This is a genomic window from Myxococcus faecalis (assembly GCF_050039385.1).
Lineage (GTDB): Bacteria > Myxococcota > Myxococcia > Myxococcales > Myxococcaceae > Myxococcus > Myxococcus fulvus.
This window is the reverse complement of record NZ_CP144336.1, coordinates 6,439,599-6,464,188: the sequence shown is the minus strand read 5'-3', so window position 1 is coordinate 6,464,188 and position 24,590 is coordinate 6,439,599. Positions and strand designations below refer to the sequence as shown.

Below are 24,590 nucleotides of genomic sequence, written 5' to 3'. Positions count from 1 at the left end.
GCGCCGGCCTCCAGCGCGTCCGCCAGCGCCGCGGGCAGCGCACTCACGGACGTCTCACCACGCGGTGCTCTCCGCGTAGGAGGGCCAGCGCGCGCCGGCTTCCAGCGCCGCAGGCAGAGCGCTCACGGATGCAGCACCAAGCGGTGCTCTGCGCGCATGAGGGCCAGCCAGTAAGTGCCAGCCTCCAGTGCTGGACCCTGTGCATCCGCCAGCGCCACCGGCAACGCCCTTACGGACGTCTCACCACGCGGTGGTCTCCGCGCAGCAGCGCGAGCCACCGGGCCCCAGCCTCCAGCGCTGGACCTTGCGCATCCGCCAGCGCCACGGGCAGGTGCGTGTCCGCGCGCACCGGGTCCATCGACGTGGGGTCCAGCTCCAGCGTGCCCCCGTCCTCCAGCGCCACGCGAACCCACGCATGCGGCCGCGCGGGCCCGCCGTCCACCACCAACAACCCATGCACCAGGGCCACCTTCACGCCCTGCTTGCGGGCTTTCGCCGCGAAGCGCAGCGCGTGCGCCAGGCAGCCACCCGCCTCGCCCTCGCCGTCCTCGCGCCAGTCGGCCGCGCTCGGTCCCTTCTCGATGAAGGCCGCGTGCACCCGCGCCGCCAGCGCCCTCGCGGCCCGGGCCGTCCAGGGCGTCATGCCCGGAAGTCTCGCGGGCACCTCCAGCGCGGGCACCAGGGTCAGCGCCCCGCGCTCGCCCTCCACCGGCAGCCCCTGGGCGAAGAAGTCCGGAGGCGCCACCAGCCGCGTGCCGGGCGACGCCACCGTGAAGCGGGACTCCCCCACCTCCAGCACGTCCATGCGGCCGCGCGCGTCGTAGCGGGCCCGGAAGGGTGTCCCCAGGAGCGTGCCCTCCACCCAGGGGGCCGTCCCACCGGTGACGCAGTGCGGGCCCTCGCGACCGGAGAGCTCCTCGCGCCCCGTGACGCAACCCAGGGTGGGAGGCCCGCGCCACAGCCACAGCGCCTGGGGCACCACCGGGCGGCCGACGAGCCGGCCCTCGGCGTCCACCTCCAGCAACGCCGTGCGTCGACGCGCGCCCGAGTCCTCCCCTCTCGTGTGCAGGTGGTGGCTGTCGTACCGGAAGGCCGCCGCCTCCCGCGTCAGCGTCACGGTCCCCACGGGCACCCCGCGCCAGGCGAAGACGTAGCGGGCCGTCTCCTCGGGCGGGTGGGCCCGCGCCGAGCCCGGACTGACGGGGTTCGCGGGGAGGGCCAGGGCCAGGAGGGCGAGCAGGATGGGCACGAGGGGGACGAGTCTGCGGCGTTTTGAGGACCGGCGCGAGAAGCCGGAGTACCCTTCCCCGGGTCCATGGGCGCCAAACGGTACCTCTTCGCGTTCGGCCTGGCGGCCGGTCTGCTCTCCGCGCTCGTGCTGGGGGGCGTGCTCCAGCTCACCGGCCAGCGGCTGGACGTGTCCGCGTGGACGGCGCTGCTGTTCGCCACGCCCACGCTCTACATCGTGGGCGGCTACCTGTCGTGGTTCCGCTGGGCGGCGCTGCGCAGGCTGGCCCGGCGGCGCGTCATGGCCCAGCTGGCCGAGGGCGACCTCACCACCACGGGCGGCTTCCGCTACGAGGGGCATGAAGACGTCCGCCGGCTCATCCTGTCGCTGCGCCGCGCGCTGTCGCAGGTGCAGCGGGTGACGGCGAACCTGCACCGCACCAGCAACGAGGTGAGTGAGCAGGCCCTGAGCCTGCTGGAGGCCGCGCGGCGCCAGGGTGGCGCGGTGGAGCGCACGCTGCACTCCGTCAGCGGCATGGGCGGCAGCCTCCAGGTGGTGGGCAAGCGCGTGCACCAGCTGGAGGTGTTCGCGGTGGACACCACCGGCGCGCTGCTGGAGATGACGGAGCGGCTGGAGCAGGTGGTGGAGTCGCTGTCGCAGGTGAACGACTTCGCCAACCACACCACCTCGCTGATGCAGGCGATGAGCGAGCGGCTGGCCAACATCGCGTCCTCGGGTGACGAGCTGGCGCGCTTCGCCGCGGAGGCGGAGAACTTCGTGGCGCTGGTCGAGGGTGGCATCGACTCCGTGCGCAGGCGCGCCAGCGAGACGAACCAGCTGGCCCTGGCCGTGACGGCGACCGCCGAGCGCGGCGAGGTGCTGGTGGGCGACAGCGTCAAGGGCATGTACCGGGTGGAGGAGACCGTCCGGAAGGCCGCGGAGCTGATGGGCACGCTGGGCTCGCGCTCCGCGGAGATCGGCCGCATCGTCGACGTCATCCAGGAAATTGCAGACCAGACGAACCTGCTCGCCCTCAACGCCGCCATCATCGCCGCGCAGGCCGGCGAGCACGGCCGCCCCTTCGGCGTGGTGGCCAACGAGATTCGCAACCTGGCCGAGCGCACCACGCGCTCCACGCGCGAAATCGCCGCCATGGTGTCCGGCATCCGCGACGCGGTGATGACCGCGGTGACGCTGGTGCACGAGGGCCGCGAGCAGGCCACCACCGGCGTCGCGCTGGGAGACCGCGCGTCCGAGGCGCTGGTGGAGATTCGCACCATCACCCAGCGCACCTTCAGCGCCGTGGAAGCCACGGTGACGGAGACGCAGCGGCTGGAGGCCCAGGGCGCCACCGTCGTCGAGGCGAGCCGCCGCGTGGCCCGGCGCGTGGAGGACGTCACGCGCATGGCGATTGAACAGGCCGGCCACGCGCGCGAGCTGGTGCGCCAGACGCAGGAGATGGCCCGCGTGGGCCACGGCGCCTCGCAGAAGGCCGAGGACCAGGCGCGCACGGGACGGGACCTGTCCGAGTCCGTGGTGCGCCTGAGCGCGGCGATTGAAGAGCTGCGCACCGCCAACGTGGTGCTCACCCGCGCGGACGCGTCCATCCGCGAGGAGGTGGCGCAGGTGCGCGAGGACGCGCGCCGGGTCATCCGCATCGGCGACGGGCTGACGCGCACGGTGGACCAGCTGGGCCACGAGGCGGTGGGACTGGAGACGGAGGTGTTCCGCTTCCGCCTGCCCCAGCCTCGCACGGGCGGCACGCTGCGCGTGGTGCTGCACCAGTCCGCCTCGCTGCGCAACCGCCAGGCGGTGGACCCGCTGTTCAGCGTGGAGAACCAGCTCTCCGAGCTCACCGCGTGTTCGTTCTCCGGGCTCGTGCGACTGGAGGACGGCGGCCTGGAGCCGGACCTGGCCGAGCGCTGGGACGCGGACCCGTCCGCGCGCCGCTATCGCTTCTATCTGCGCAAGGGCGTCACGTTCCACGACGGCTCGCTCTTGACGGCGGGCGATGTGAAGCGACACCTGGAGCGCCTGTTGGACCCGGCGGTGCGCTCGCCGGACCGCAGCCTGCTCGAGGACGTGGAGGGCGCGCCCGAGTTCTCGTCGGGCCTGGCGCGCGAGGTGACGGGCATCGAGGTGCTGGACGACGCCACGCTGGAGATACGGCTGCGCGAGCCGAAGGCGTTCTTCCTGCACCTGATGGCGCTCACGGCCACCTCGGTGGCGAGGATGGACGGGAGCGGGCGGCTGGTGGGCACGGGCCCCTTCCGCGTCATGTCACTGGAGCCGGAGCGCGTGGTGATGGAGCGCAATCCGTCCTACTGGCGCTCGGGGACGCCGCTCTTGGACCGGCTGGAGTTCCAGCTCGTCGACTCGCGGCAGGAGGCGGTGTCGAGGCTGCGCGCGGGCACGGCGGACCTGGTGTCGTTCCTCTCGGCGGAGCACGTGGAGGTGCCGGGCCTGGAGTCGCTCCAGGTGCTGGCGAGCACCACGCCCTCCACGGCCTTCGTCGCGCTCAACCTGCGCGAGCCGCCCTATGACGACGTGCGGGTACGTCGGGCGCTGCGCGCGGGCATGGACATCATCGGATTGGTGGAGCAGTTCCACCCGGGTGCGCGGGTGGCGCGCACGCTGACGCCGCCGGAGCTGCTGGCGGGCTCCGAGATGGCGCCCCTGCCGTCGCCCGACGTGGCGCTGGCGGAGCAGTTGTTGCGCGACGCGGGACTGCGCCGGCTGAAGCTCACGCTGCACCACCCGGTGGGGCGCGACACGTCGACCGAGGACGCAGTGTTGTTCCGTCCGCTGATGCAGGCGGGGCTGTTGCAGTTGGAGCACGTGGAGCTGGCGCCGGAGGAGTACCTGACGCGGCTGCGCGACGGGAAGATGTCGGCCTTCCGCACGCTGTGGCTGGCGGACTTCCCGGACCCGGACACGTTCCTCTACTTCCTGCTGAACTCCAGCGCGCAGACGGTGTACCCGGTGGGCTACCGCAACCCGGAGCTGGACCGCATCACCTCCGAGGCGCGCGTGTCCATCGACCCGGAGCTGCGCCAGCAGCTCTACGTGCGCGCCGAGCACCTGTTCCGCGACGACTGCCCGCTCATCCCGCTGTACCACGAGCGCGTGCACGCGGCGGCCTCGGCGGCCGTGCAGGGACTGCGGCTGCACCAGACGCCGCCCCAGGTCCGCTTCGAGACCCTCTGGGTGGATACGAACACGACGGAGTGACTCAGCGCGCCTCGCGCCTCACGCCCGACGGGCTCCCGTATCGTTGGGGCCAGCCGAAGGTCGACTCCTGGATGCCACCCATCCCGTACGCCTCCACGCGCCAGACGCCATCACGCTCCAACACGACGAGCAGCCGGCCACCGGAGAACGTGCTGCCCGCGACGCGCGTCGGTCGTCCGGGGAGCGCGCACATCTCCACCTTCTTCCCTCGCGCGAAGAACTGGAGCCACACCTGCCTCCCGTCCGTGCGTTCGGCGTCGGCGAGCACGCCCACCGCGTCACCTTCGATGAGCGTCGCGTCGTGGAACGAGCCCGGCACCTCCTCGAAGGGCAGCGCGTCCACCTCCCACGCCACCAACCCCGTGGTGGAGTCCACCGCGCGCAGCACCGTGCGCTCCTCGTCGGGCGCACACGGCAGGCCATCCGTGCGCGAGCAGGAGCGCGCGAACACGTAGCCAGGGTTCCCCGCGGAGGACAGCAGCGCGGGCTCGGCCAGCGGCGTCAGCGTCCGCGAGCCTGCGTCCCAATCGACCGACACCGGCGCACCACCATCCGTGGACACGAAGGCCCGGGTCCCCACGAACAACGAGCCCCCCGCCACCGCGAGCGACGCGCTCCCACCCGGGACACCACCGTCCGCCAGCTCCGAGATGAGCAGCGAGCCTCCATCCGGCTCGAAGTCCGCGCGCTCCAGCCGCCCATCCACCGTGTACCGGAACGCCGTCTCCTCCGCGTCGAGCGCGAGCCGCGCCTCACCGCGCCACGCCTCCACGGGCCCCGCACGCAGCACCGTGCCCGCATCCTCACGTCCCGCGAGCCAGACCCACCGCGTGCTCTCGGGCACCGCCACCGCGCCACCATCCTCCGGCACCGGGCCCCACGCCACATGCGCCACCACATCCCCCGCCGCCGTCAGCGCGACCTGCCCCGCTTCCACGTGACCCAGCCACGGCCCCGCATCCGAAGGAGCACCGAGCGACGTCCACGACGCCTCCCACTGTCGCGCGCCCGGAGTGCGCGGGGCATACGACTCCAGCCCCTCCGGCGCAGCCACCACCACCCCCGCATCGGACGCGGCCAGCAGCGTGCGTGCGCCCCCATCCGGATAGGGCGACTCGAAGCGCAGCAGCCCGCTCTGGGTGAAGGACACGAGCCGGCAGCCCGCATCCTCGTCACACACGGAAGAGAACAACGCACCGTCCTGCACCAGCAGCGCGGGAGCCCCCACGGGCTCACCACCGAGCTGCTGGCTGAACTCCGCCACCAGGTCCCCCGCGTCGGGCCGCTCGCACTCGCCATCCTGACAGGTCCCCTCGCCACGGCATGCGGTGGCGGGAGCGCAGACGATGCCGTCCGGCGTGTCGAACTCGTCACACGAGCCGTTGAAGCACAGCCGCGCCGACTTGCAGTCCCCGGGCCCACACGGGATGAAGTCCTCGGCGTCCACCTCCTGGCAACCCTCGTCCCGGTCGCACACGCCCACCTTGCACCGGTTGCTCGGCGTCGGACACACCACCGGCGCCGTCACGCAGCCCTGCGAGGGCGAGCACGCGTCCACCGTGCACGGGTTGTCGTCATCACACGTGCGAGGAGAGCCCACGCAAGCACCCGAGTCGCAGCGCCCGTTCACCACGCAGCGACTGGTGGGGATGCAGGTGGCGCCATCCTCCAGCGCCCGCTCGATGCAGGTGCCCGTGGCCAGGTCGAAGCTCGACTCGTGACAGGGGCTCGATGGCACACACGTGAGCGGCCGCACCCCCAGGCCCGTCAGTCGCACCGTCTCCGAGCGCCCCGCGCCCGTCAGCGTCAGCGTCCCCTCCGCGGGCCCGTTGGCCGCGAGGAAGTCCACCTCCACCACCGTCGTCCCGCTGCCCGGCACGGTGACCTCCGCGCTCGCCACGCTGAAGGGCGCGCCCACGGACGCCGTCACGGTGAGGCTCGCGCGTCCGGTGGCCAGCAGCGTCACCTGCCTGCGCGTGAGGCTGCCCTCCAGGGCGCGACCGAAGTCGACCTCCGTCTCCTGGGGACGGAAGCCCTGGCGCGCGTCGCCCGTGCCCGAGTCATCCCCACAGCGACAGCCCGTCAGCGACAGCGCGAGCGCGACGAGCAGGAGCGTCCACGAAGAGGTGCGCGAGGCCATCCCTCGACTCAAGCGCGCCCGGGCCGCCCCATGCAACGTCGCCGTGGAATGCCGTCGTCCCGAGGACTCAAGGCCCGGGGGCCGGAGCCCGTCGCCGGGCGAACATGCGCACCAACACCGCCACCGCGCCCACCGCCACCAGCCCCACCACGGCGTACTGGTAGCGGCTCATCAGCGCCGACAGCCGCTCCAGATTTCCACCCACGGCGGCCCCCAGCGCGAGCACCAGCCCCGTGTGCGCCATGGCGGACAGCGCCCCCAGCCCCAGCGCGTTGATGCGCGGCACGCGCGAGGCACCCGCCGCGACGAAGATGAGCCCGCGGATGCCGGGCAGGAAGCGATTGGCCAGCAGCAGCCAGGGCCCGTTGCGCCGCATCCGGGATTGCACCTCGGAGAGCCGCGCGTGGCTGATGCCCAGGTAGCTGCGCCCCGGGTTCGCGTCGAAGCGCCCCGCCAGCCAGTGGCCCACCGCGTAGTTGATGGCCGCGCCCACCACGCTGCCCGCCGTCACCACGAGAAACACGAGCACCATCGACTGCTCACCGCGCACCGCGTACACGCCGCCCAGCAGGGTGATGGTGTCCCCCGGGAAGGGAGGCACCACGTACTCCAGCGCCGCGGCCACGCCCAACACCAGGAGCCCCAGGGGACCGAGCGCCCCGATGAGCTGGTCGATGTATTCCACCATCCGCGCGAACGACCTCCTCCAGGTGCCAGGCACCCGTCATAAGGCAGCCCTCGCGGAGGGGAAAGCGTGAGTGGCCGTTGGTGAACAGTGCAACGACAGCACCGTGCCCGGGACGTCGGCTATGCTCCGCTCGAACTCGGGAGTCGGAGTCGCCGCCATGATTCTTCCGCGCTACTGGGACAGGCTGACCACCTCGTTGCACGTCGTCGACCTCCAGGGGAATGCCGACGAGGCCTGGCGGTTCCTCGTCTACCAGGGGCTCGTCGAGGACACGCCCGAGGGCCAGCGGTTCTTCGAGGGCGCCATCCAGCGCAGCCAGACGTGGCGCGGCTACGAGAGCGGCGGCGCGGTGGGCTTCATCGCCAACGAGCTGAAGAACGAGCGGCTCCTGGAGTTCAACCAGCCTCGCGACCCCGATGGCCACGGAGCGAAGCGGGCCTTCCGCCTGTGGAAGCGCAGGTCCCTAGAGCGCCGAACAGGTTAGGTCACGCCGCGCGCTGGTAGCGAGCGGCGACCTCAAGGTTTTGGACGGCCGCGAGTCGCCTGAGGTCAAAGAGGTTGCGGCGCGTGCCTCGATAACGGGCCTTCGGGCCCTGGCGGTTGGCGAGATGTGCCAGGCGATGCTCGACACCGACACGCTCGCGGAGTTGTGCACGGCCTGCGCGCGACTGCAGACGTGAGCGAAGGCGCTTCTGGAGCCGCTCGTCGTCGCCCATCGTGACGCTGCGCCCCTTGCCGGACGCCGCCTGGGTACAACTCGGGCGCAGCTTGCACGGTCCGCAGGCTTCCGGGTCGAAGTGCACGACGGCGCCGGGCTCGAAGGGCTCCACCTCGCCAGCAGGACACGTAATGGTGCCGTCGCGGATGTTCACTTTGAAGTCGCGCTTGCCGAAGAGTCCGGGCTTCGCGCTGGCTCCACGCCACGGCCGGCAGACGACGTCGCCGCCGCTGGCCAGCACGTCTTCGGTCATGGGGCTGTTGAGGTACGCCCTGTCGATGAGCAGGACGTCGGGGAAGAGCTCCTGGTGGGCCATGTCTTCCTGCAGGGCCCCCGTCGCCTCCTCTTCGGGTCGGTTGGCCGGCGTCACGGCGCAGGCCACCACGAGCTCCGTGTCGAGGTCGGTGCCGACGTGCTGCTTGTAGCCATTGAAGCGCTTGCTCTTGCTCTTGCGCCCGTGGCGCATGTCCGGGTCCTCGATTGAGATGCGACGGTCGGCCGCCACGCCCTGCCGAATCTGCACTCCGCCCTCGGGACGCGGCTCAAGGTCCTGCGCCTTCACCTGCGCGAGCGCTTCGATGTAGCGCGTCAGTGGAGCCGCGACGCACGACTTCGACTGCTTCGCCACCCAGGCCATGAGACGGTCGAGCTGTCGGCACAGGCGATTGAGTGCGTCGAGCTTCGCGTCGGGCGCGCTCCAATCGATGTCGAGGCCGGCCTTGATGCTGCTGGCCATCAGCAACGGCGCATTCGCCTGCTGACACACCTCCTCGACGTCGGTGCCGAGCGCGAGCGCCATGCCCTCGGCCACCTTGCGGCCTGCGTGGCCGAGCAGGTTGATGGTGTCCTCAACCCGCCCGGCCCCTTCCAGAGGGCGGCTGTCCACCCCCACGCGCAGCGTCTTCGGCGTCTTCTTCGGGTCGAAGCCCTTCGTCCGCTTCGCCACCTCAACGGTGCGCTCCAGCAGCCGGCGGTCCATCTCGGTCGCGATGAGTCGCTCCCTGAATTGCTGCAGCCCGCCCTGGGAGAAGGCGGGCTCGTCCTCGTCCGCGCCGAGTCGGTCCAACACCATCCGCCACCGGCTGTCAGTGCCCGACAGGCACACGGCTTCGGCGTCCGATGCCTGCGTGTAGGCCTGCACCAACAGCGCCATGCACATCATCGCGGGCGGCTGCGGCTCTTGTCCCTGGCCCGTCTGTCGGTACATCGCTTCGAGCTCGTCCTGAAAGGCCTCGTCGAACAACTCGTGCCGATGCTCGCGCAGGAAGACGAAAAGCTTCCTGCTCTTCCCCGCCAGCTTCAGCAGGCGCTGCTCCCGTGCGCTCTGCTCCACAGCCGGCTTCCAGCGTTCCATGCGCCACCTCCGAAGGTGGCGACCTGATCACGCGACCACAGCCCGAGTCGATCCCCTACCGCTTGCCTGCTCCCTCGCCATAACCTGATCGGCGCTCTAGAAGTATGACGCCCGCTCGTGGACCGCGACGAGCGCGAGCGATGTCCCACCGGGGCGAAGACAGACGACCCCCATGACAGGGGGACGCGCGTCCTGCCAGGAGCCCTTGAACTGGTACCAGGTGCAGGCGTTCCAGCGCTTCTCGGGGGCATCGCTGGACCAGGAGACCTCGATGCCACCGAGCGCCTCGAGCGTGCGCCACAACGCCAGACGTCCATACGCCGCGCCCAGCCACCCACGAGCGCGGGACGCCACCCGGGAGAAGAAGAAGTCGGACACGCGCGACAGCGTGTCCCGCTCGCACACCACGAAGGCCGCGTCCTTCATGAGCGGCAGGCCCAGGTCGATGAGCAGCGAGGTCATCGTGTCCGAGGGCGCCTTGGGCAGCGCGGGACGCAGCTTGAGCACCCGCTGCTCGATGACCTCGTGAGTCCCCTCCCCGTCCTCCGCGACCAGGACGGCCGCGAGCCCCGGAGGCACGGGCTCGTCCTGCGTCGCCAGCCGGATGTCGGGCGCGGTGTACTCGTCCTCTTCGTCCTCCCGTGACGCCGAGGACAGCCGCTCCCCGAGCGTGTCGTACGGGTCGAGCTCCTCCATCCCCATGATGCGCCCGAACGAGGACTCCCAGCGTCGACGCTGGAGCGGCAGCGCCGCCAGCGGATGACCGCGTCGCGACAGCTCCTCCTGGAGCGCCAGGACCCCGGGCACCGAGGACAGGTCCGCGCCGCGCAGCACGAACTCGTGGACGCCACACGCGAACAGCTCCAGCAGGTCCTCGGGGCCTTGCCGGTGGGAGCAGAGCTCCACGAAGCTCGCCGCGTTGCGATGGGTCCCCAGCAGCGCCGCCAGCTCCTGCTCCCGTCGCGCGGCGGAGAGACGTCCCTGGTAGCGCGCGTCACGCGGCTGACGGGCGACCTCCAGGAGGGTCAGGGCGCTGTCCACGTCCTGGCCCTTGGCCAGCACCTCCTCCAGGTGGTCCGAGAGGGCGTGCAGCCGCTCCCGGCCCTCCGCGGGCGTCGAGGCCAGCCGCGCCTCCAACTCCGCCGCGACCGCCACCAGCGCCGGGTAGGCCCGCGCTTCTCCCAACTGGTCGATTCGCGCCCGCGCCGCCTTCAGTCCGTCGCGGGTGGAGATGTCGTCGAGGAACGCGCTCACCGTCGAACTCATGGAATGCGAGCGTACAAGGGAACCGGGGGCCGATGGCACCCTGCTCTCTGCCTCGAAACACCGAGCTCCTGTCCCACGGCGCCCTCCTGAAACGTATCCCAGGGGCAGCACGAACTCGTGGCAAGGAGTCGTTGAAGCCTGACTGGATTTACGGCCCGACAACCCCAAACGCGCCGTCGCTGCGTCACTCCAGCCGTCCCCAGCTCTGTCGCCCGGGACGCGGGGCTCGGGCGAGCACGCGAAACCCCACATCTCGGCCGCGGCGCTTCCGCTCGAGCACGTTCCCCACCGGGGCGCACCTTGACGGGGCGAGGTGGCGTTGGGAACTCCCTGGGCCAAGAGGAGCGCCACCATGTCAGGGCCGTCCCCCCATCTGTCCACGAAGCAACCGGGCCACGGCATGCGCTGGCCCGCGATGGGACTCCTGTCGGCCTCGGCGGTCATCAACCTGACGAACGTGGCGGCGATGTCCGAGTACGGCCTGGGCTCGGTGGTGCTGTACCTCATCCCGGCGCTGGTCTTCCTGCTGCCCGCGGCCTTCGTCGCGGCGGAGCTGGGCAGCACCTGGCCGGGCGGCGTCTTCACGTGGGTGCACGAGGCCTTCGGGGAGAAGTGGGCGTTCTGCGCGGCGTGGCAGCAGTGGGTGCAGAACGTCATCTTCTATCCGCTGCTCCTGTCGTTCGCGGCGGGGAACCTGGCCTTCGTGGTGTCGCCGGACCTCGCGCGCAGCGGACCGTTCAACGGCGCCTTCGTGATGGTGGGCTTCGGGCTGTGCGCGGCGGTGGCGATGCACGGCGTGAGACACGCCTCGCTGTTCTCGGTGTGGAGCGTGCTTCTGGGCATCGTCCTGCCCACGGCGCTGCTGTCGGTGCTGGCGGTGGTCTATCTCGTCGGTGGGCACGGCTCGGCGGCCCCGCTGGGCGCGCGCGACTGGGTGCCGCCGTGGTCCGGCATCGGCGGGCTCGTGCTGGTGGTGGGCAACTTCCTGGCCTTCGGCGGCGTGGAGGTGAGCGCGGTGCACGTGCGGGAGATGCGCGACGCGCGGCACGGTTATCCGAAGGCGATGGTGGTGATGGCGCTGCTCGCCACCAGCATCTTCGTGTTCGCCACGCTGGGCGTCGCGGTGGCGGTGCCGCGCACCCGTGTGGACCTGAGCGCGGGGCTCATCCAGGCATTCGAGACCTACCTGTCCACGTTCGGGATGAGGCGCGTGGCGCCGCTCATCGCCGTGCTGTTCCTGGTGGCCACGCTGGGCACGGTGCTCACGTGGATACTCGGCCCCAATCACAGCCTGCTGCTCGTGGGGCGCAAGGGCTTGCTCCCACCTTTCTTCCAGCGCACCAACACACACGGCACGCCCACGGGCCTGCTCGCCACGCAGGCGGTGCTGGTGGCCCTGCTGGCGCTGCTGTTCTTCTTCGCCCGGGATGTCAACCAGGTCTACTGGGCGCTCGACGCGATGACGACGCAGCTCTACATCCCCATGTATGGGCTGCTGTTCCTCGCCGCGCTGCGCCTGCGCCGCACGCAGCCTGACCTGCCGCGGGGCTACCGGGCGCCCATGCTGCCCGTGCTCGCGGGAGTCGGACTGGTGGCCTGTGTCCTCGCCTTCCTCGTCGGCTTCGTGCCCCCCAAGCAGCTGGGCGTGCAGAACGCCGCGGCCTACGTGGCGCGGCTGGCTGGGCTCGTCCTCTCCCTGGCCGCCGTGCCCTTCGTGTTCTACGCCCTGCGCAAGCCCGGCTGGCGCCAGCCTCCCCCCAGGGCCTCGCATCCTGGAGCCGGCTCGGGCTCCCGGACCGGCCGGCCGACCCCCGCGAAACCCGAGCCCTGAGCGGCATGCACCGATTGCAGCTCCAATGTCCGGAAGAATCCCGACGTAGCACGTGGAAAGCGGGCTGATTTTCAGCCCCGGCAACCCAAGACAATTCGTCGATACGTATACCCGGCCCCTCTGCAATTCCTGGCCGAGCGCGCTCTCTGGGTATGGGGTGGCCTGCTTGATTTTTGAGTGATTCCTCTTTTATGAGGGAAGCGCGCGTCCACGCAGCACCGGGCCCACGCGTGCACACTCGCCAGGATTCACCGTCTGACGGCGAGCAGTGCGCCATGGCCGCCCGTTCGCGCCTCGCGAGCGCCCCGCTCGTTCACCACGAAAGCACCTCATGAAACGACCACCTGGGTCCCACACGCGTGTGTGGCGACTCCCTTCGTATGTCTTGGCATTACTCCCATTGCTTGCCTCCAGCCTGGTCCTCGCGGCCCCGGCGAGCACGCCCTCCAGCTCCACCTCGAGCCCCAGCGCGAAGTCGGGAGCGCAGATGCTGCCGCCCCCGGGCTGTCCCGACTGCGAGCCCGAGCCCATCTGCGACCCGGAGATCTGCGACGGCGTCGACAACGACTGCGACGGGCAGATTGACGAGGGCGTCAAGCGCACCGTCTACCGCGACGCGGACGGTGACGGGAAGGGCGCGGGCGCCGCGGTCCAGGGCTGCGTCGACTACGGCTGGGTCACCAACAACACGGACTGCAACGACTCCAACGCGTCCGTCTGGCAGGCCGGCCGCTTCTACCGGGACGCGGATGGAGATGGCTACGGCAATCCCAACCAGTGGCAGGACTCCTGTGGCATCCCCGCGGGCTACGTCGCGGACGCCACGGACTGCAACGACGCCAACGCTGGCGTGAAGCCGGGGGTCATCAAGTCCTGCGGCGTCGGCGAGTGCGCGCGCACGGTCCAGGCCTGCGTCAACGGCGTGGAGCAGGCCTGCGTCCCCAAGCCCGCGACCGCCGAGGTTTGCGACAAGCTGGACAACAACTGCAACGGCGTGGCGGACGACCTGCCGCCCATCACCTGTGGCACGGGCTACTGCCAGCGCACGGTGGCCGCCTGCGCCGACGTCTGCGAGCTGGTGGAGACGAACCCCAACAAGCCGCCCGTCGAGGTCTGCGAGTGGATGGCGAACAGCTGCACCCCGGGCCCGGCCAGGGCCGAGACCTGCAACAACATCGACGACAACTGCAACGGCACCATCGACGACGGTGTCATGACGACCTACTACCGCGACAACGACGGTGACGGGTACGGCGCGGGCGCGCCCATCGGCATGGCCTGCACCGTCCCGGGCGGAGCCGCGCCCAATGCCTCGGACTGCAACGACCACGACTTCAACGTGAAGCCCGGCGCCGTGAAGCAGTGTGGCGTGGGCGAGTGCCGCGTCAGCGTCCAGGCCTGCGTCAACGGCGTCGAGCAGACCTGCACCCCGCGTCCCCCCGGCGTCGAGATTTGCGACAAGGCGGACAACGACTGCAACGGCGCGGTGGACGACATCACCATCGCCTGCGGCACGGGCGCGTGCCGTCGCACCGCCCCGGCCTGCGGTGAGCTCTGCGAGATGGTGGAGACCCAGCCCGACAAGCCGCCCAAGGAGGTCTGCGAGTGGGGCGAGTACGGCCTGTGCACGCCCGGCGCGCCCTCCGCGGAGGTGTGCGCGAACGACATCGACGAGGACTGCAACGGCATCGCCGATGACTCGAGCAACAGCGCCGCGTGGCTGACCTTCTATCCGGACCAGGATCATGACGGTTACGGCGCGGATTGGAACTCGACGCGGGCCTGCTACCAGCCCATGGGCACGGTCCGCACGGGCGGGGATTGCGACGACACCCGCGCCGACATGAAGCCAGGCGCCGCCGAGGTCTGCGACGGCATCGACAACAACTGCTCGGGGACGCTGGACGAAGGAAATGTCTGCGACCAGTCCCTCTGCCAGTAACCCCCTTCCGACTCATCACGGTCCTTCCCCAATGAGACACGACTCACGACCTCCGCGTCCCCCGGGGCGCCTCAAGCGCTTCGCGGCGAACGCGATGCTGTTCTTCTATGGCACGCAGCTGTTGAGTGGCTGCGTGCCAGCGGGCTCACCCTCCGACGAGCCTGGCGGCGCCGGCGAAGTCGCGCGGGCCCGGGCCGCGCTCGACAACGTCCCGTTCGAGCTGCGCTCCGACACCATCCTCCCCACCACCTCCGCCACCCCCGAGGCCCCGGGCATCACCCCGTTCACCGCGGACGTGTCGCCGGGCGGCTCGGCCAACGTCGCCATTCCGCTCTGGGTTCCACCGGGACGCGCGGGCATCCAGCCCTCGCTCTCCATCGTCTACGACAGCCAGGGCAGTGACGGCCTGCTCGGCCCGGGCTTCAACCTGGCGGGCCTGTCGCAAATCACGCTCTGCCCCAACTCGTTCGCGCGCGACGGGAAGCTCCTGGCCGCGGACACGCGTCACTGGATGCTCTCCGGAGGAGTCCAGGACTACACCCGTGTCTACTGTCTGGATGGCTCGCGGCTGGTGGGCTCCACCTGGGACAGGTTCACGACGGAGGCGGACCCCTCCACCGCCATCACCATCACCGGCGGCAACCACCTGGAGGCATTGACCTTCGAGGTGCGGGGGCGCGACGGGCTCATCCGGACCTACGGCAGGACGACCACCGTCTCCGGGGTGCAGCGGGACGACGCGCTCGTCCGGGGCTTCCACTCGACGCCCATCCGCGGCGCCAACAACACCATCGCGTCGGAGGACAACCAGGCGGTGACCCTCACCTGGGCGCTCGCCTCCGTCCGGGACCGGTTCGGCAACCGGATGGATGTGCATTACGACCAGGCCCCCGCCACCGACGCCTCGTCCGTCGCCTGGCACCGCCCGTCGCGCATCACCTACACCGGCTTCCGCCGCGAAGTCGTCAACCCGGAGACCGGCTCGACGCAGGTCACCGTCGAGGAGGGCCAGCGCGAGGTCACCTTCGAGTACGAGTCCCGGCCGGACACCTTCACCGGATACCTCTCCGGGGTGAAGGTCGGACGCGACTTCCGGCTGTCACGCATCAACATGAAGGGCCCGGGCCTGGCGCCCGGCGCGAGCACGCTCTCCAAGGTCCCGCTGCGCTCGTACAAGCTCAAGTACTACCAGGGCACCGTCAGCCAGCGCAGCCTGCTGACGGAGCTGCGCGAGTGCGATGGCGCCGACGTCTGCAAGACGCCCGTCCGCTTCGACTGGGAGCAGGGCTCCTGGGACTTCGACTACCTGCCCACGGTCAACGTGAGCAACGCGAAGGCGGGCGCGGGGCTCAGCGCCTTCGGGCTGGGCGCGGGCCGTCAGGGCCTCGCGTACTTCACCGGCTCCGTCCTCATGCAGGAGCGCGACCTGGGCCCCCCCGAGTACGTCACGGACGTCACCATCCAGAACTGGGAGGACCGGATGCGGCTGTTGCAGTACCCGGACGCCGCCTCCACCACGCTCGACCCGTCGGACGTCAGCGGCCTGGTCCTCTGGTATCCCTATCTCGACGCGGATGGCGGTCCCTTCGGCGGCGGAGACTCCAACCGCTTCTGCGGCAATCGCTCGGAGCGCAACCTCTTCCCCCTGGTCACGGACTGGGATGGCTCGGGCCGCTCCTCGGTGGTGGGCCTCTCGTGTGCCTGGAACAAGTTCCCGGGCAGCCCCTACCTCACGCCCGCCTATGCGCATCAGGTCTCGCGTGCGGTCAATGAAATCCACTGGGTCGGCTCCGAGCTGAATCCCCAGTACTGGCTGGACGTGGATGGCGACCGGCGCAACGAGCGCGTCTGGGTGGGCCGGCACCAGGTCGACCTCGAGGATACGAGCAACCCGAACAGCCAAATCGTGCGGCGGGTCGTCATCACCCAGCCCGTCCCCTCCACCCTGCGTCCGCCCATGGTGCAAGCCCCCCGGGCGAACACCATGTCACCGGCGCTCTACGGCCAGAGCACGCGCGCGGGTGTGCGCGTGGCGGACCTGGACGGCACCGGCAAGCTGAGCCTGGTGGGCCTGGGCTCGCACCCGGACGCGAGCAGCTTCCTGGATGCGGTCAGCTTCCGGGAGGTGACCTCGGGCAGCACCACCGCGGGCCAGCTGAACATCGTGCCGACCACGCTGCGCCGGCCGCCCGGCCTGCCGTTCTTCTTCCCGAGCCTCTACGCCTTCACCTTCGACTTCATCGACGTCAACGGCGACGGCCTCCAGGACGCAGTGACGCTGGGACAACTGCAGGCGACCGACTCCCAGCTCAAGCTCCGGGTCCAGTTCAACACGGGCAAGGGCTTCACGGAGATGCGTGAGACGGAGCTCCCGGAGAGCTTCAAGACCGCGCTCCTGGGCGCGAAGACCGAGCACGGCGACTTCGACGGGGACGGTCGCGTGGACCTGGCGGTCTTCCGTCCGGGCCATCCCGTCCAGGTGCTGCTGGCGGGCCCGCGGGGTGAGTTCACCCAGCTGTTGAACCTGTCGATTCCTTCCAGCGGCGACAGCAAGGACTGGTCGCAGGTCATCGACGTCAACAACGACGGCCTCTTGGACCTCACCTATCGCGTGGGCAACGAGCTGCGCATCGCCCGGCGCCAGAAGCCGGTGGACGAACTCAAGCGGGTGCACGGCAACGTGCAGCTCGCCACGTACCAGGGCTACTCCGGCCTGAGCTACTCGTTCGAGTACGCGCCGCTCTCCCAGGCCAACCCGCACGGCGCCGTCACACCGAGCGAGCCCTTCTACCTGCGAAACTACACGGAGACGACCACGACCCCGTGGCTGCGCCTAGCGCCGGAGTCGATGCGCGTCGTCTCGCGCCTGTCCGTCAACTCCAACGAGCAGCGCATCCAGAGCTGGCGGCACCTGTACCGCACCGGGCTCTCCGATACGCGAGGCCTGGGCTGGAAGGGCTTCGGCCAGCGCATCGTCATCGACGAGGTGACGGGTGCTCGCACCACGACGACCTACGACAACGTCTCCGCGAAGGAGGGCACCGAGCGCAAGGCCATCGCGCCGCTGGCCCACCTCCCGGTGGAGGAGCTGACCGAAGTCCCGCTCGACGCCAACACCCGGCTCGAGACGAAGCGCCAGTGGACGTACGCGCGCACGGTGGCGCAGCCGTATGCCGCGACCTATCAGCAGTACGCCACGCGCATCTCGGAGACCGTCAGCGAGCGCCGGGGCGGCGCGGTGACGCCCGTGTCCGAGAAGGAGACGCTCACCACGCTGGATGCCTACGGCACGCCGGTGTCGCGGACCGTGCTCACCCACGGCGCCTTGACGACCGAGCAGGAGCAGGTCGTCACGACGCCGGACTTCGACGCCGCCACCTGGCTGCCCCGAGGCACCTGGACCATCACGACCTCGTGGATGTCCTGCGACAGACTGCTCCCGAACAGCCCGGGCTGCGCGGGTCAACCCGCTGCCGCCAACGTCCGGACGATGAAGGTGACCCACGACGCCCAGGGACAGGTGTCGTCCACCGAGAACGAGCCGTCGCTCGTCAACGAGTCCTCGACGGCGACGACGTCCGAGACCTATCTGAAGACCACCTTCGCGCGGAACGCCAAGGGACTGGTCGAGCAGGTCTCCCAGCAGGGCGCGAACGGCGTCACCCGCTCCGAGACGGTGACGTACGACGGCGTCGACCAGACCCAGTTGGCGAGCACCACGGACGCGGAAGGGCTCACCTGGAGGTATCTCTTCCATCCGGGCCTGGGCGTGCTCGCCCAGACGAAGGACCCGAACGACGCCCACGTGCGCCTGCAGTACGACGGCTTCGGCCGCCAGCGCATCGTGACGCCGCTGTACCAGGGCCCCTCGGCGGCGCCGGCGAACAGGTCCGTCGTCGAGACGTTCTACGAGTGGAACGGCACTCTGCCGCAGCACCGGACGCGGGTCGCCACGGGCAACGGCGTGTTCGACGAGACCGTCATCCGGTTCGACACGATGGGCCGACCGGTGACGACCCAGTCCCCGCGCTTCGATGGTCAGCCGGTGACCACCACGCTCACCTACGACGTGCTCGGGCGCGTGGTGAAGACGGAGCTGCCCAGGACCAGCACCGAGCCGCCCACGTGGGAGCTGCACGAGTACGACGCGCTCGGCCGCGTCACAGCGCGCCGCTTCGCGGATGGGAGCACGGGACCCAACGGGAGGCTCCTCGAGGGCATCGCCTACTCGGCGCCCCAGCCCTACTCGGCCCAGGCGACGTCGACGGATGCGCTCGGACAGGTGAAGAAGTCGCTCACCGACTTCCGCGGGCTGATGGTCGAAGCGACCGAGGCTTGGGGCACGGTGAAGGCCGCCACCATGAAGTACTCCTACGGCCCATTCGGCCGACTGGAGCACACGGATGACCCGGCCAACCATCGCAGCTCGCGCTTCTATGACGCCGTGGGGCGGCTGGAGCGCACGGTCGACCCCAACTCCGGGACGCGGCTGTTCGTCTACAACGCCTTCGGTGAACTCAAGAGCCACTCCGACGCGCCGGAGGGAGCGGCCGGCCGCATCACCACCACGTACGAGCGGGACTTGCTCGGCCGAGTCCTCACGGCGACCAATCCGAAGGAATCCCTCCAGTACTGGTACGACGAGGGGCCGGGAGGAAAGGGGCGGCTGACCCGCGCGAGCCGCACGCCCGTGGGGACCTCGGTGGAGGCCGTCGACACCGCCTATCTCTACGACGTGTACGGCCGGGAGACGGGCCTCTCCCAGAAGGTGGCCGGCACCACGCGCAGCCTGGGTCGTGAGTACGACGACTACGGTCGCGTCGGTCGCCTCACCTATCCGGCGCAGCTCAACGGTCAGCCCTTCTCGATCAACTACTCGTACACCGACCGGGGGGAGCTCTCGAGCGTCTACCGCTCCAACAGCATCACGACCTACTGGCGGGCCTACGAGCGCGACAGCATGGGCCGGCTCAAGACGGCCCACTACGGCAACGGTGTCTCGCGCGTCTTCCGCTACGACACGCAGGGACGGCTGCGCTTCACCGAGGCCAAGAAGCACCTCACCGACGTCCAGCGCCTGGCCTACGAGTACACGGCCAACGACAACCTCTCCGCGCGCCACGACCTCATGGTCGGCGTCACGCAGAAGTACACCTACGACGCGCTGGACCGGCTCGAGCGCTGGAAGGTCCAGCAGAACTGCCAGACGCTCGACGTGCAGTTCCAGTACGACCCGGTCGGTAACCTGCTCAGCCGCTCGCCTGTCTCCGGCTGGGAGCCCTCCGCGAGCCTCCAGTACACCGGCGGCAGCTCGGGCGGCCCCCACGCCGTCAAGCAGGCGCAGCTGGGCGCCGAGTCCTTCACCTACGAGTATGACCACCGCGGCAACCAGCTCGCGATGCGCGATGCCCAGGGCGCGCTGGTGCGCTCGGTGCAATACACCCCGGCCAACCTGCCCGAGAGCATCACCTCGTCGAGCAGCACGGCGCCGAGCAGCACCGTCCGCTTCGACTACGACGCCTCCGGCACCCGCGTCCGCAAGTACGCCGACAACGGGCAAGATGATGAGACCGTCTACGTCGGTGGCCTCTACCAGCGCCGCAAGCAGGGCTCGACGGTCACCCACATCGTCAGCATCCCCAGCCCCGAGGGCGTCGTCGCCGAGCTGTCGTGGCAGGAGGGCTCGACGTCGGAGTCCACGCGCTACTTCCTCAACGACCCGCAGGGCAGCCCCGACACGGTGACGGATGCCTCGGGCGCGGTGCTCGAGCGCATCAAGTACGAGCCCTTCGGCGGCAAGCGTCAGGCGACGAACCTGGCGCAGGCCTCCGCGACGAACCACTCCGGCGCGCGCCGGGGGTTCACCGGGCACGAGCAGGACGATGAGCTGGGGCTCATCAACATGCGCGGGCGCATCTACGACCCGCGGGTGATGAAGTTCCTCAGCGTGGACCCGGTCATCGCCGAGCCGGGCTCCGCTCAGGCCTACAACGCGTACTCGTACGTCCTCAACAACCCCCTGCGCTACACCGACCCCAGCGGCTTCACGCCGTATGGCGGGGAGCTGGTCAGCAGTTGGGGGGGTGGCTGGACGGGAGCGCCGCAGTCGCACCAGAGCCGCATCATGGGCGCACTGGAGCGCCACCTGTCCATGCCGGGCCCGTCCCTGTACCTGCCCAGCGTCGACTTCAAGGTGCCCAGCATCCAGTCGCTGGATGACACGAGGACCCAGCCCGATGCGCGTCACACGAACGACATCGGACAGAGCTCGGGGTCGTCCAGGTCCGGGTTGACGTCCCTGCTCACGACGGCGTCGAGCACGTTCAACGCGGTCGCCGACAAGGTCCCGTGCGGTCCGATGGTGGGCTGCCATCTGAGCCGGGCGATGACGAGGTCGCAGCTCGAGAGCATGCTCAATGCGTCGACGCTCTATGACCGCTATGCGCCGGTCAGCAAGCTCGCGGCGGCCAGCTTCGCCATCAACGAGTTCATCCCGTTCGTGTCCGCGGGTGAGAGCTATCTCGAGACCAAGTCGGCCTGTAGCAAGGGAGACGCGGGCGGTTGCGCCGTGGGCGCGGGCAAGACCACGTTCTACACGCTGGCCTCTGGCGCCAGCCTCTTGTCCCTCATCGAATCGGGCGCTGGTGTGGCAGGGGTCCTCAAGGCTCCGGTCTCGAGCGCGCGCAGCGCGATGAACCAGGTGACCCGCTCGCTCAGGGGTCGAACGCTCCCACCTCGTGGCACCTTCTCCATGAGCAAGAACGCGGCGGGCGGAGAGGTCTGGACCTCCAACGGGGAGATCATCCAGATGGACTTCGCGCACCTCGTGGATGAAGCCCGCCTCAAGGGCAATGTGCAGATTCTCTCAGGAACCCATGGGCAGGCGAATGGCAGGCTGCTTCAGGACATGAGACTCCACAAGGAAGACAGGCTTCGCTGGCGAAACGCGCCCAACGTGACCGTCCACGACATCAACAAGCTGTCGCCCGAGGAGATCACGAACATCCTCCGAAGCGAGGGGAGCATCTTCGGAGCCTTCTGCTACAGTGACCGCTGCCTCGCGCCCTTCAGGTAGGCACGACATGACCCAGAAGAAGTTGAAAGAGTACAAAGGGTTCATCTGGACTCGGGACCTCACTCGGCCGGGCCTGCGAGTGAGCGTGATGGCGACGGACCCCGAAGAGGCCTTCGACATGTTGGAGGAGAAGCATGGCAAGGGCACCGTCCACGACCTGCACAACGAAGAGGAAGCGAACACGATTCGCTGACCGGGCTGGCGCAGCAGGCGCCAGTTCGAGGTAGTTGAGGAAGGGCTCGCGACTCACGGGTCGCGGGCCCTTCTTCGTGGGAGGGGCGCAGGCCCGACAATCCGCCGATGTGGCCTGAATCCGCGCTCTACCGGTCTGGCGGCGCGGCGCGCATCTTCGAAAGACTCATCCGACTTTCGAGGACACGTCATGGCCCACGACCACTCCGCACATTCCGTCCACCACATCGTTCCAGGCTTCGGCGCGGACCGCGCCGCTCATTACGATGCCCAGGCCGCGCTCAGCCTCGCGGGCGTCCAGGCGATGTACGAGCTGGTGGCCAGCGCGATGACGTCCCGACTCGACAGCCTGCAGGACGCTTCTCTGCTCGCCGTGGGCCTGGGCACGGGGATGGAGCTGGTGCCCTACCTGCGCTTCGATGTCCCGGGTTGGCGCTTCACGGGCATCGACCCTTCCTCAGCCATGCTCGACGTGGCCCGGAAACGCCTGGAGACCGAGGGGTTGCTCTCTCGCACGCACATCCACGTGGGGGAGCTGAAGAGCCTTCCGGAGGGCCCTCCGTTCGACGGCGCGCAGATGATGGGCATCCTGCACCATGTCGAGGGGGACGCGGCCCGCCTGGAGCTGCTGCGCGAGGTGGCTCGTCGGCTCAAGCCCGGAGCGCCCCTGGTCATCGGCTGCCGCGTCGGAAAGGACCCGGTGCTGACGGATGTGGAGTTCCGCCGCCTGCGGGCCCATGGAATCCCCAAGGAGGAGCTGGACCATCGTCGCAAGCTCTTCGACGCCAAGGTGACGCCCATCGAGTCCGACGCGGTCCTGGCCGGAATGCTCGAGCAGGCGGGCTTCACGACGCCCAAGCCGCTCTTCGTCTCGCTCCAGTTCAAGGTGTTCCTCACCCAGTCCAGGACTGCGTCCCAGGGCTGAGTCCCGTGCGGTGGACCTGATGAAGGAGCCACGCGCTTGACGCTCTCGGGGCCCGGACGCCGCACTGGCGCACGGGCCCGCCCAGGGCGCACCCATTCCAGAGTGAGAGTTCGATCGCCTGAGTAGAGGCTGGATCGACCCACTTCCTGGTCCCCTCCAGCAGCAAGCTTCTAGCTGTGCATCATCGGCGTTGGACTCGAGTCCCGTGTTGCGGACTCGTGCCGAGCCCCGCGCAGCCCTCCGTCGAGGAAGGTCTCCGGCGCGTCCGTTGCACAACAGCGGACCACGCGAGTCCACTTGGACGGCACGGCCGAACACGGCCATCCCGACGCAAGCCAGGGCATCGCGAGACCCTCGTCGCTCGACCGAAGGCTCACCATGACTCAAGCGCGTCGCCCGCCACCCCGCCTTGCGCTCCAGGCATTGCATCTCACGGCACTCCTCGTCCTTCTCGTCACACCACCGGTCCTCGCCTCGGAGCCCACGCTGCCGATGTCCCAGGCTGACGCGGGCCCCATGGCTGCCCCCATGGCCTGCAACGGTTGCGAGCCGTTCCCCGACCCCGACCCCGAATGCACTCCGGAGGTCTGTGACGGCGTCGACAACGACTGTGACGGGCTCATCGACGAAGGACTGATTCTCACCCTCTACCGTGACGCGGACGGAGACGGGAAGGGCGCGGGCGTCGGGAAGGCAGCCTGTGCCCAGCCCGGCTGGGTCAGCAACAACAGCGACTGCAACGACAACAACGCCTCCATCTGGCAGTGGCGGAGATACTACCGCGATGCGGATGGCGATGGCTTCGGATCGCCGGCGACCTGGAAGGACTCATGTGGCCAGCCCTCCGGCTACGTGACGGACGCGACCGACTGCAATGACACCTCGTCCGCCGTCAAGCCGGGCGTCGTGAAGTCCTGTGGCATCGGAGCCTGCGCGACCAGCATCCAGGCCTGCATCAATGGAGTCGAGCAGGTCTGTACGCCCCGGCTTCCCACCGAGGAGGTCTGCGACCAGCTCGACAACAACTGCAATGGCCAGGTGGATGACCTCCCTCCGGTCACCTGCGGTGTTGGCACCTGCCAGCGCACGGTGCCCGCGTGCGCCAATATCTGCGAACTGGAAGAGCGCCATGACGGGAAGCCGCCCGTCGAGGTCTGCACCTGGAGATCCAACTTCTGCGTCCCCGGCACCCCCAAGCCCGCAGAGGTCTGCAATGGGGTCGACGACAACTGCAATGGGATGACGGACGAGGGCGTGCAACTGACGTTCTACCGCGATGAGGATGGCGACGGATTCGGTGCAACAAGTGCCCCCATCGGAAGTGGTTGCAGCGTCCCTCCTGGGGCGTCCCTGAACAGCCTGGACTGCAACGACAAGAACGCCGCGGTTCATCCCTCGGCCCAGAAGACCTGCGGCGTCGGTGCATGCGCGAACAGCGTCCCGGCATGTCGCAATGGAGTCGAGCAGTCCTGCACGCCCCTGCCTCCCTCCGAGGAGATCTGCGACCAGATCGACAACAACTGCAATGGCCAGGTGGACGACGTCCCTCCGAAGACCTGTGGCGTAGGGGCTTGCGCGCGAAGTGTCCCCGCGTGCACCACGGCCTGCTGGATGGAACCGGGCCGTGATGGGAAGCCTCCTCGAGAGGTCTGCGAGTGGGGAGACTACGGCACGTGCGTTCCCGGAACCCCTGCTCCGGAAGTCTGCGCCAACGGCATCGACGAAGACTGCAATGGCCTGGCGGACGACTCCACCAACCCGAACGCCTGGCTCGACTTCTACGCGGACCAGGATCAAGACGGCTATGGAGCCACCTGGATGAGCACACGAGCGTGCCGCCAGCCTGAGCGCACGGCTCGCGCCGGCGGAGACTGTGATGACAGCCGGTCCAACGTGAGCCCGGGCGCCGCGGAAGTCTGTGACGGCGTCGACAACAACTGCAACGCGAGCATCGACGAAGCAGGCGTCTGCGAACAGTCGCGGTGCCAGTAACACGAGTC

General features: G+C 69.6%; 13 protein-coding genes. 8 read left to right on the top strand and 5 right to left on the bottom strand.

Annotated elements, in window-relative coordinates; translation table 11 throughout:
- Positions 1-229: 229 nt before the first annotated feature.
- Positions 230-1,249 (bottom strand): lasso peptide biosynthesis protein, encoded by a 1,020-nt coding sequence (locus tag VZQ01_RS25930; protein WP_426744960.1) that lies wholly within the window; start codon positions 1,247-1,249, stop codon positions 230-232.
- 66 nt (positions 1,250-1,315) lie between these two features.
- Between VZQ01_RS25930 and VZQ01_RS25925 the strand changes: the two genes are divergently transcribed.
- Positions 1,316-4,459 carry an ABC transporter substrate-binding protein gene (locus tag VZQ01_RS25925; protein ID WP_426744959.1) on the top strand — a complete coding sequence of 1,048 codons (3,144 nt, stop codon included), beginning with the start codon at positions 1,316-1,318 and terminating at the stop codon, positions 4,457-4,459.
- Between the two features lies 1 nt (position 4,460).
- On the opposite strand, the gene VZQ01_RS25920 is transcribed toward VZQ01_RS25925, so the two are convergent.
- Together VZQ01_RS25920 and VZQ01_RS25915 are read right to left on the bottom strand one after the other, a co-directional pair.
- Positions 4,461-6,599: a hypothetical protein gene (locus VZQ01_RS25920; protein WP_426744958.1), complete on the bottom strand. Its 2,139-nt coding sequence runs from the start codon at positions 6,597-6,599 to the stop codon at positions 4,461-4,463.
- A 67-nt stretch (positions 6,600-6,666) separates the two neighbouring features.
- Positions 6,667-7,287: a DedA family protein gene (locus tag VZQ01_RS25915; RefSeq protein WP_223747059.1), complete on the bottom strand. Its 621-nt coding sequence runs from the start codon at positions 7,285-7,287 to the stop codon at positions 6,667-6,669.
- Positions 7,288-7,444: 157 nt separating this feature from the next.
- Here VZQ01_RS25915 and VZQ01_RS25910 point away from each other — a divergent pair, with 157 nt between their 5' ends.
- Positions 7,445-7,771: a hypothetical protein gene (locus VZQ01_RS25910; protein WP_426744957.1), complete on the top strand. Its 327-nt coding sequence runs from the start codon at positions 7,445-7,447 to the stop codon at positions 7,769-7,771.
- Between the two features lies 1 nt (position 7,772).
- Here VZQ01_RS25910 and VZQ01_RS25905 read toward each other — a convergent pair whose 3' ends face one another.
- The gene (locus VZQ01_RS25905; protein ID WP_408891322.1) at positions 7,773-9,359 is read right to left on the bottom strand and encodes an IS1182 family transposase; all 1,587 of its coding nucleotides are present in this window, start codon (positions 9,357-9,359) and stop codon (positions 7,773-7,775) included.
- 96 nt (positions 9,360-9,455) lie between these two features.
- On the bottom strand, positions 9,456-10,613 hold the full coding sequence (locus VZQ01_RS25900) for a DUF6183 family protein (protein WP_426744956.1): 1,158 nt from the start codon (positions 10,611-10,613) through the stop codon (positions 9,456-9,458).
- A 364-nt stretch (positions 10,614-10,977) separates the two neighbouring features.
- Here VZQ01_RS25900 and VZQ01_RS25895 point away from each other — a divergent pair, with 364 nt between their 5' ends.
- The 6 genes from VZQ01_RS25895 (at position 10,978) to VZQ01_RS25870 (ending at position 24,582) form a co-directional block, all read left to right on the top strand.
- On the top strand, positions 10,978-12,456 hold the full coding sequence (locus VZQ01_RS25895) for an amino acid permease (RefSeq protein WP_426744955.1): 1,479 nt from the start codon (positions 10,978-10,980) through the stop codon (positions 12,454-12,456).
- Between the two features lie 487 nt (positions 12,457-12,943).
- The gene (locus VZQ01_RS25890) at positions 12,944-14,398 is read left to right on the top strand and encodes a putative metal-binding motif-containing protein (RefSeq protein ID WP_426744954.1); all 1,455 of its coding nucleotides are present in this window, start codon (positions 12,944-12,946) and stop codon (positions 14,396-14,398) included.
- 31 nt (positions 14,399-14,429) lie between these two features.
- The gene (locus VZQ01_RS25885; RefSeq protein ID WP_426744953.1) at positions 14,430-21,473 is read left to right on the top strand and encodes an RHS repeat-associated core domain-containing protein; all 7,044 of its coding nucleotides are present in this window, start codon (positions 14,430-14,432) and stop codon (positions 21,471-21,473) included.
- Between the two features lie 7 nt (positions 21,474-21,480).
- The gene (locus VZQ01_RS25880) at positions 21,481-21,666 is read left to right on the top strand and encodes a hypothetical protein (protein WP_223782609.1); all 186 of its coding nucleotides are present in this window, start codon (positions 21,481-21,483) and stop codon (positions 21,664-21,666) included.
- Positions 21,667-21,855: 189 nt separating this feature from the next.
- Positions 21,856-22,590: an SAM-dependent methyltransferase gene (locus VZQ01_RS25875; RefSeq protein ID WP_426744952.1), complete on the top strand. Its 735-nt coding sequence runs from the start codon at positions 21,856-21,858 to the stop codon at positions 22,588-22,590.
- Between the two features lie 516 nt (positions 22,591-23,106).
- Positions 23,107-24,582, top strand: coding sequence for a putative metal-binding motif-containing protein (locus tag VZQ01_RS25870; protein WP_426744951.1), 1,476 nt, complete (start codon positions 23,107-23,109; stop codon positions 24,580-24,582).
- Positions 24,583-24,590: the final 8 nt, after the last annotated feature.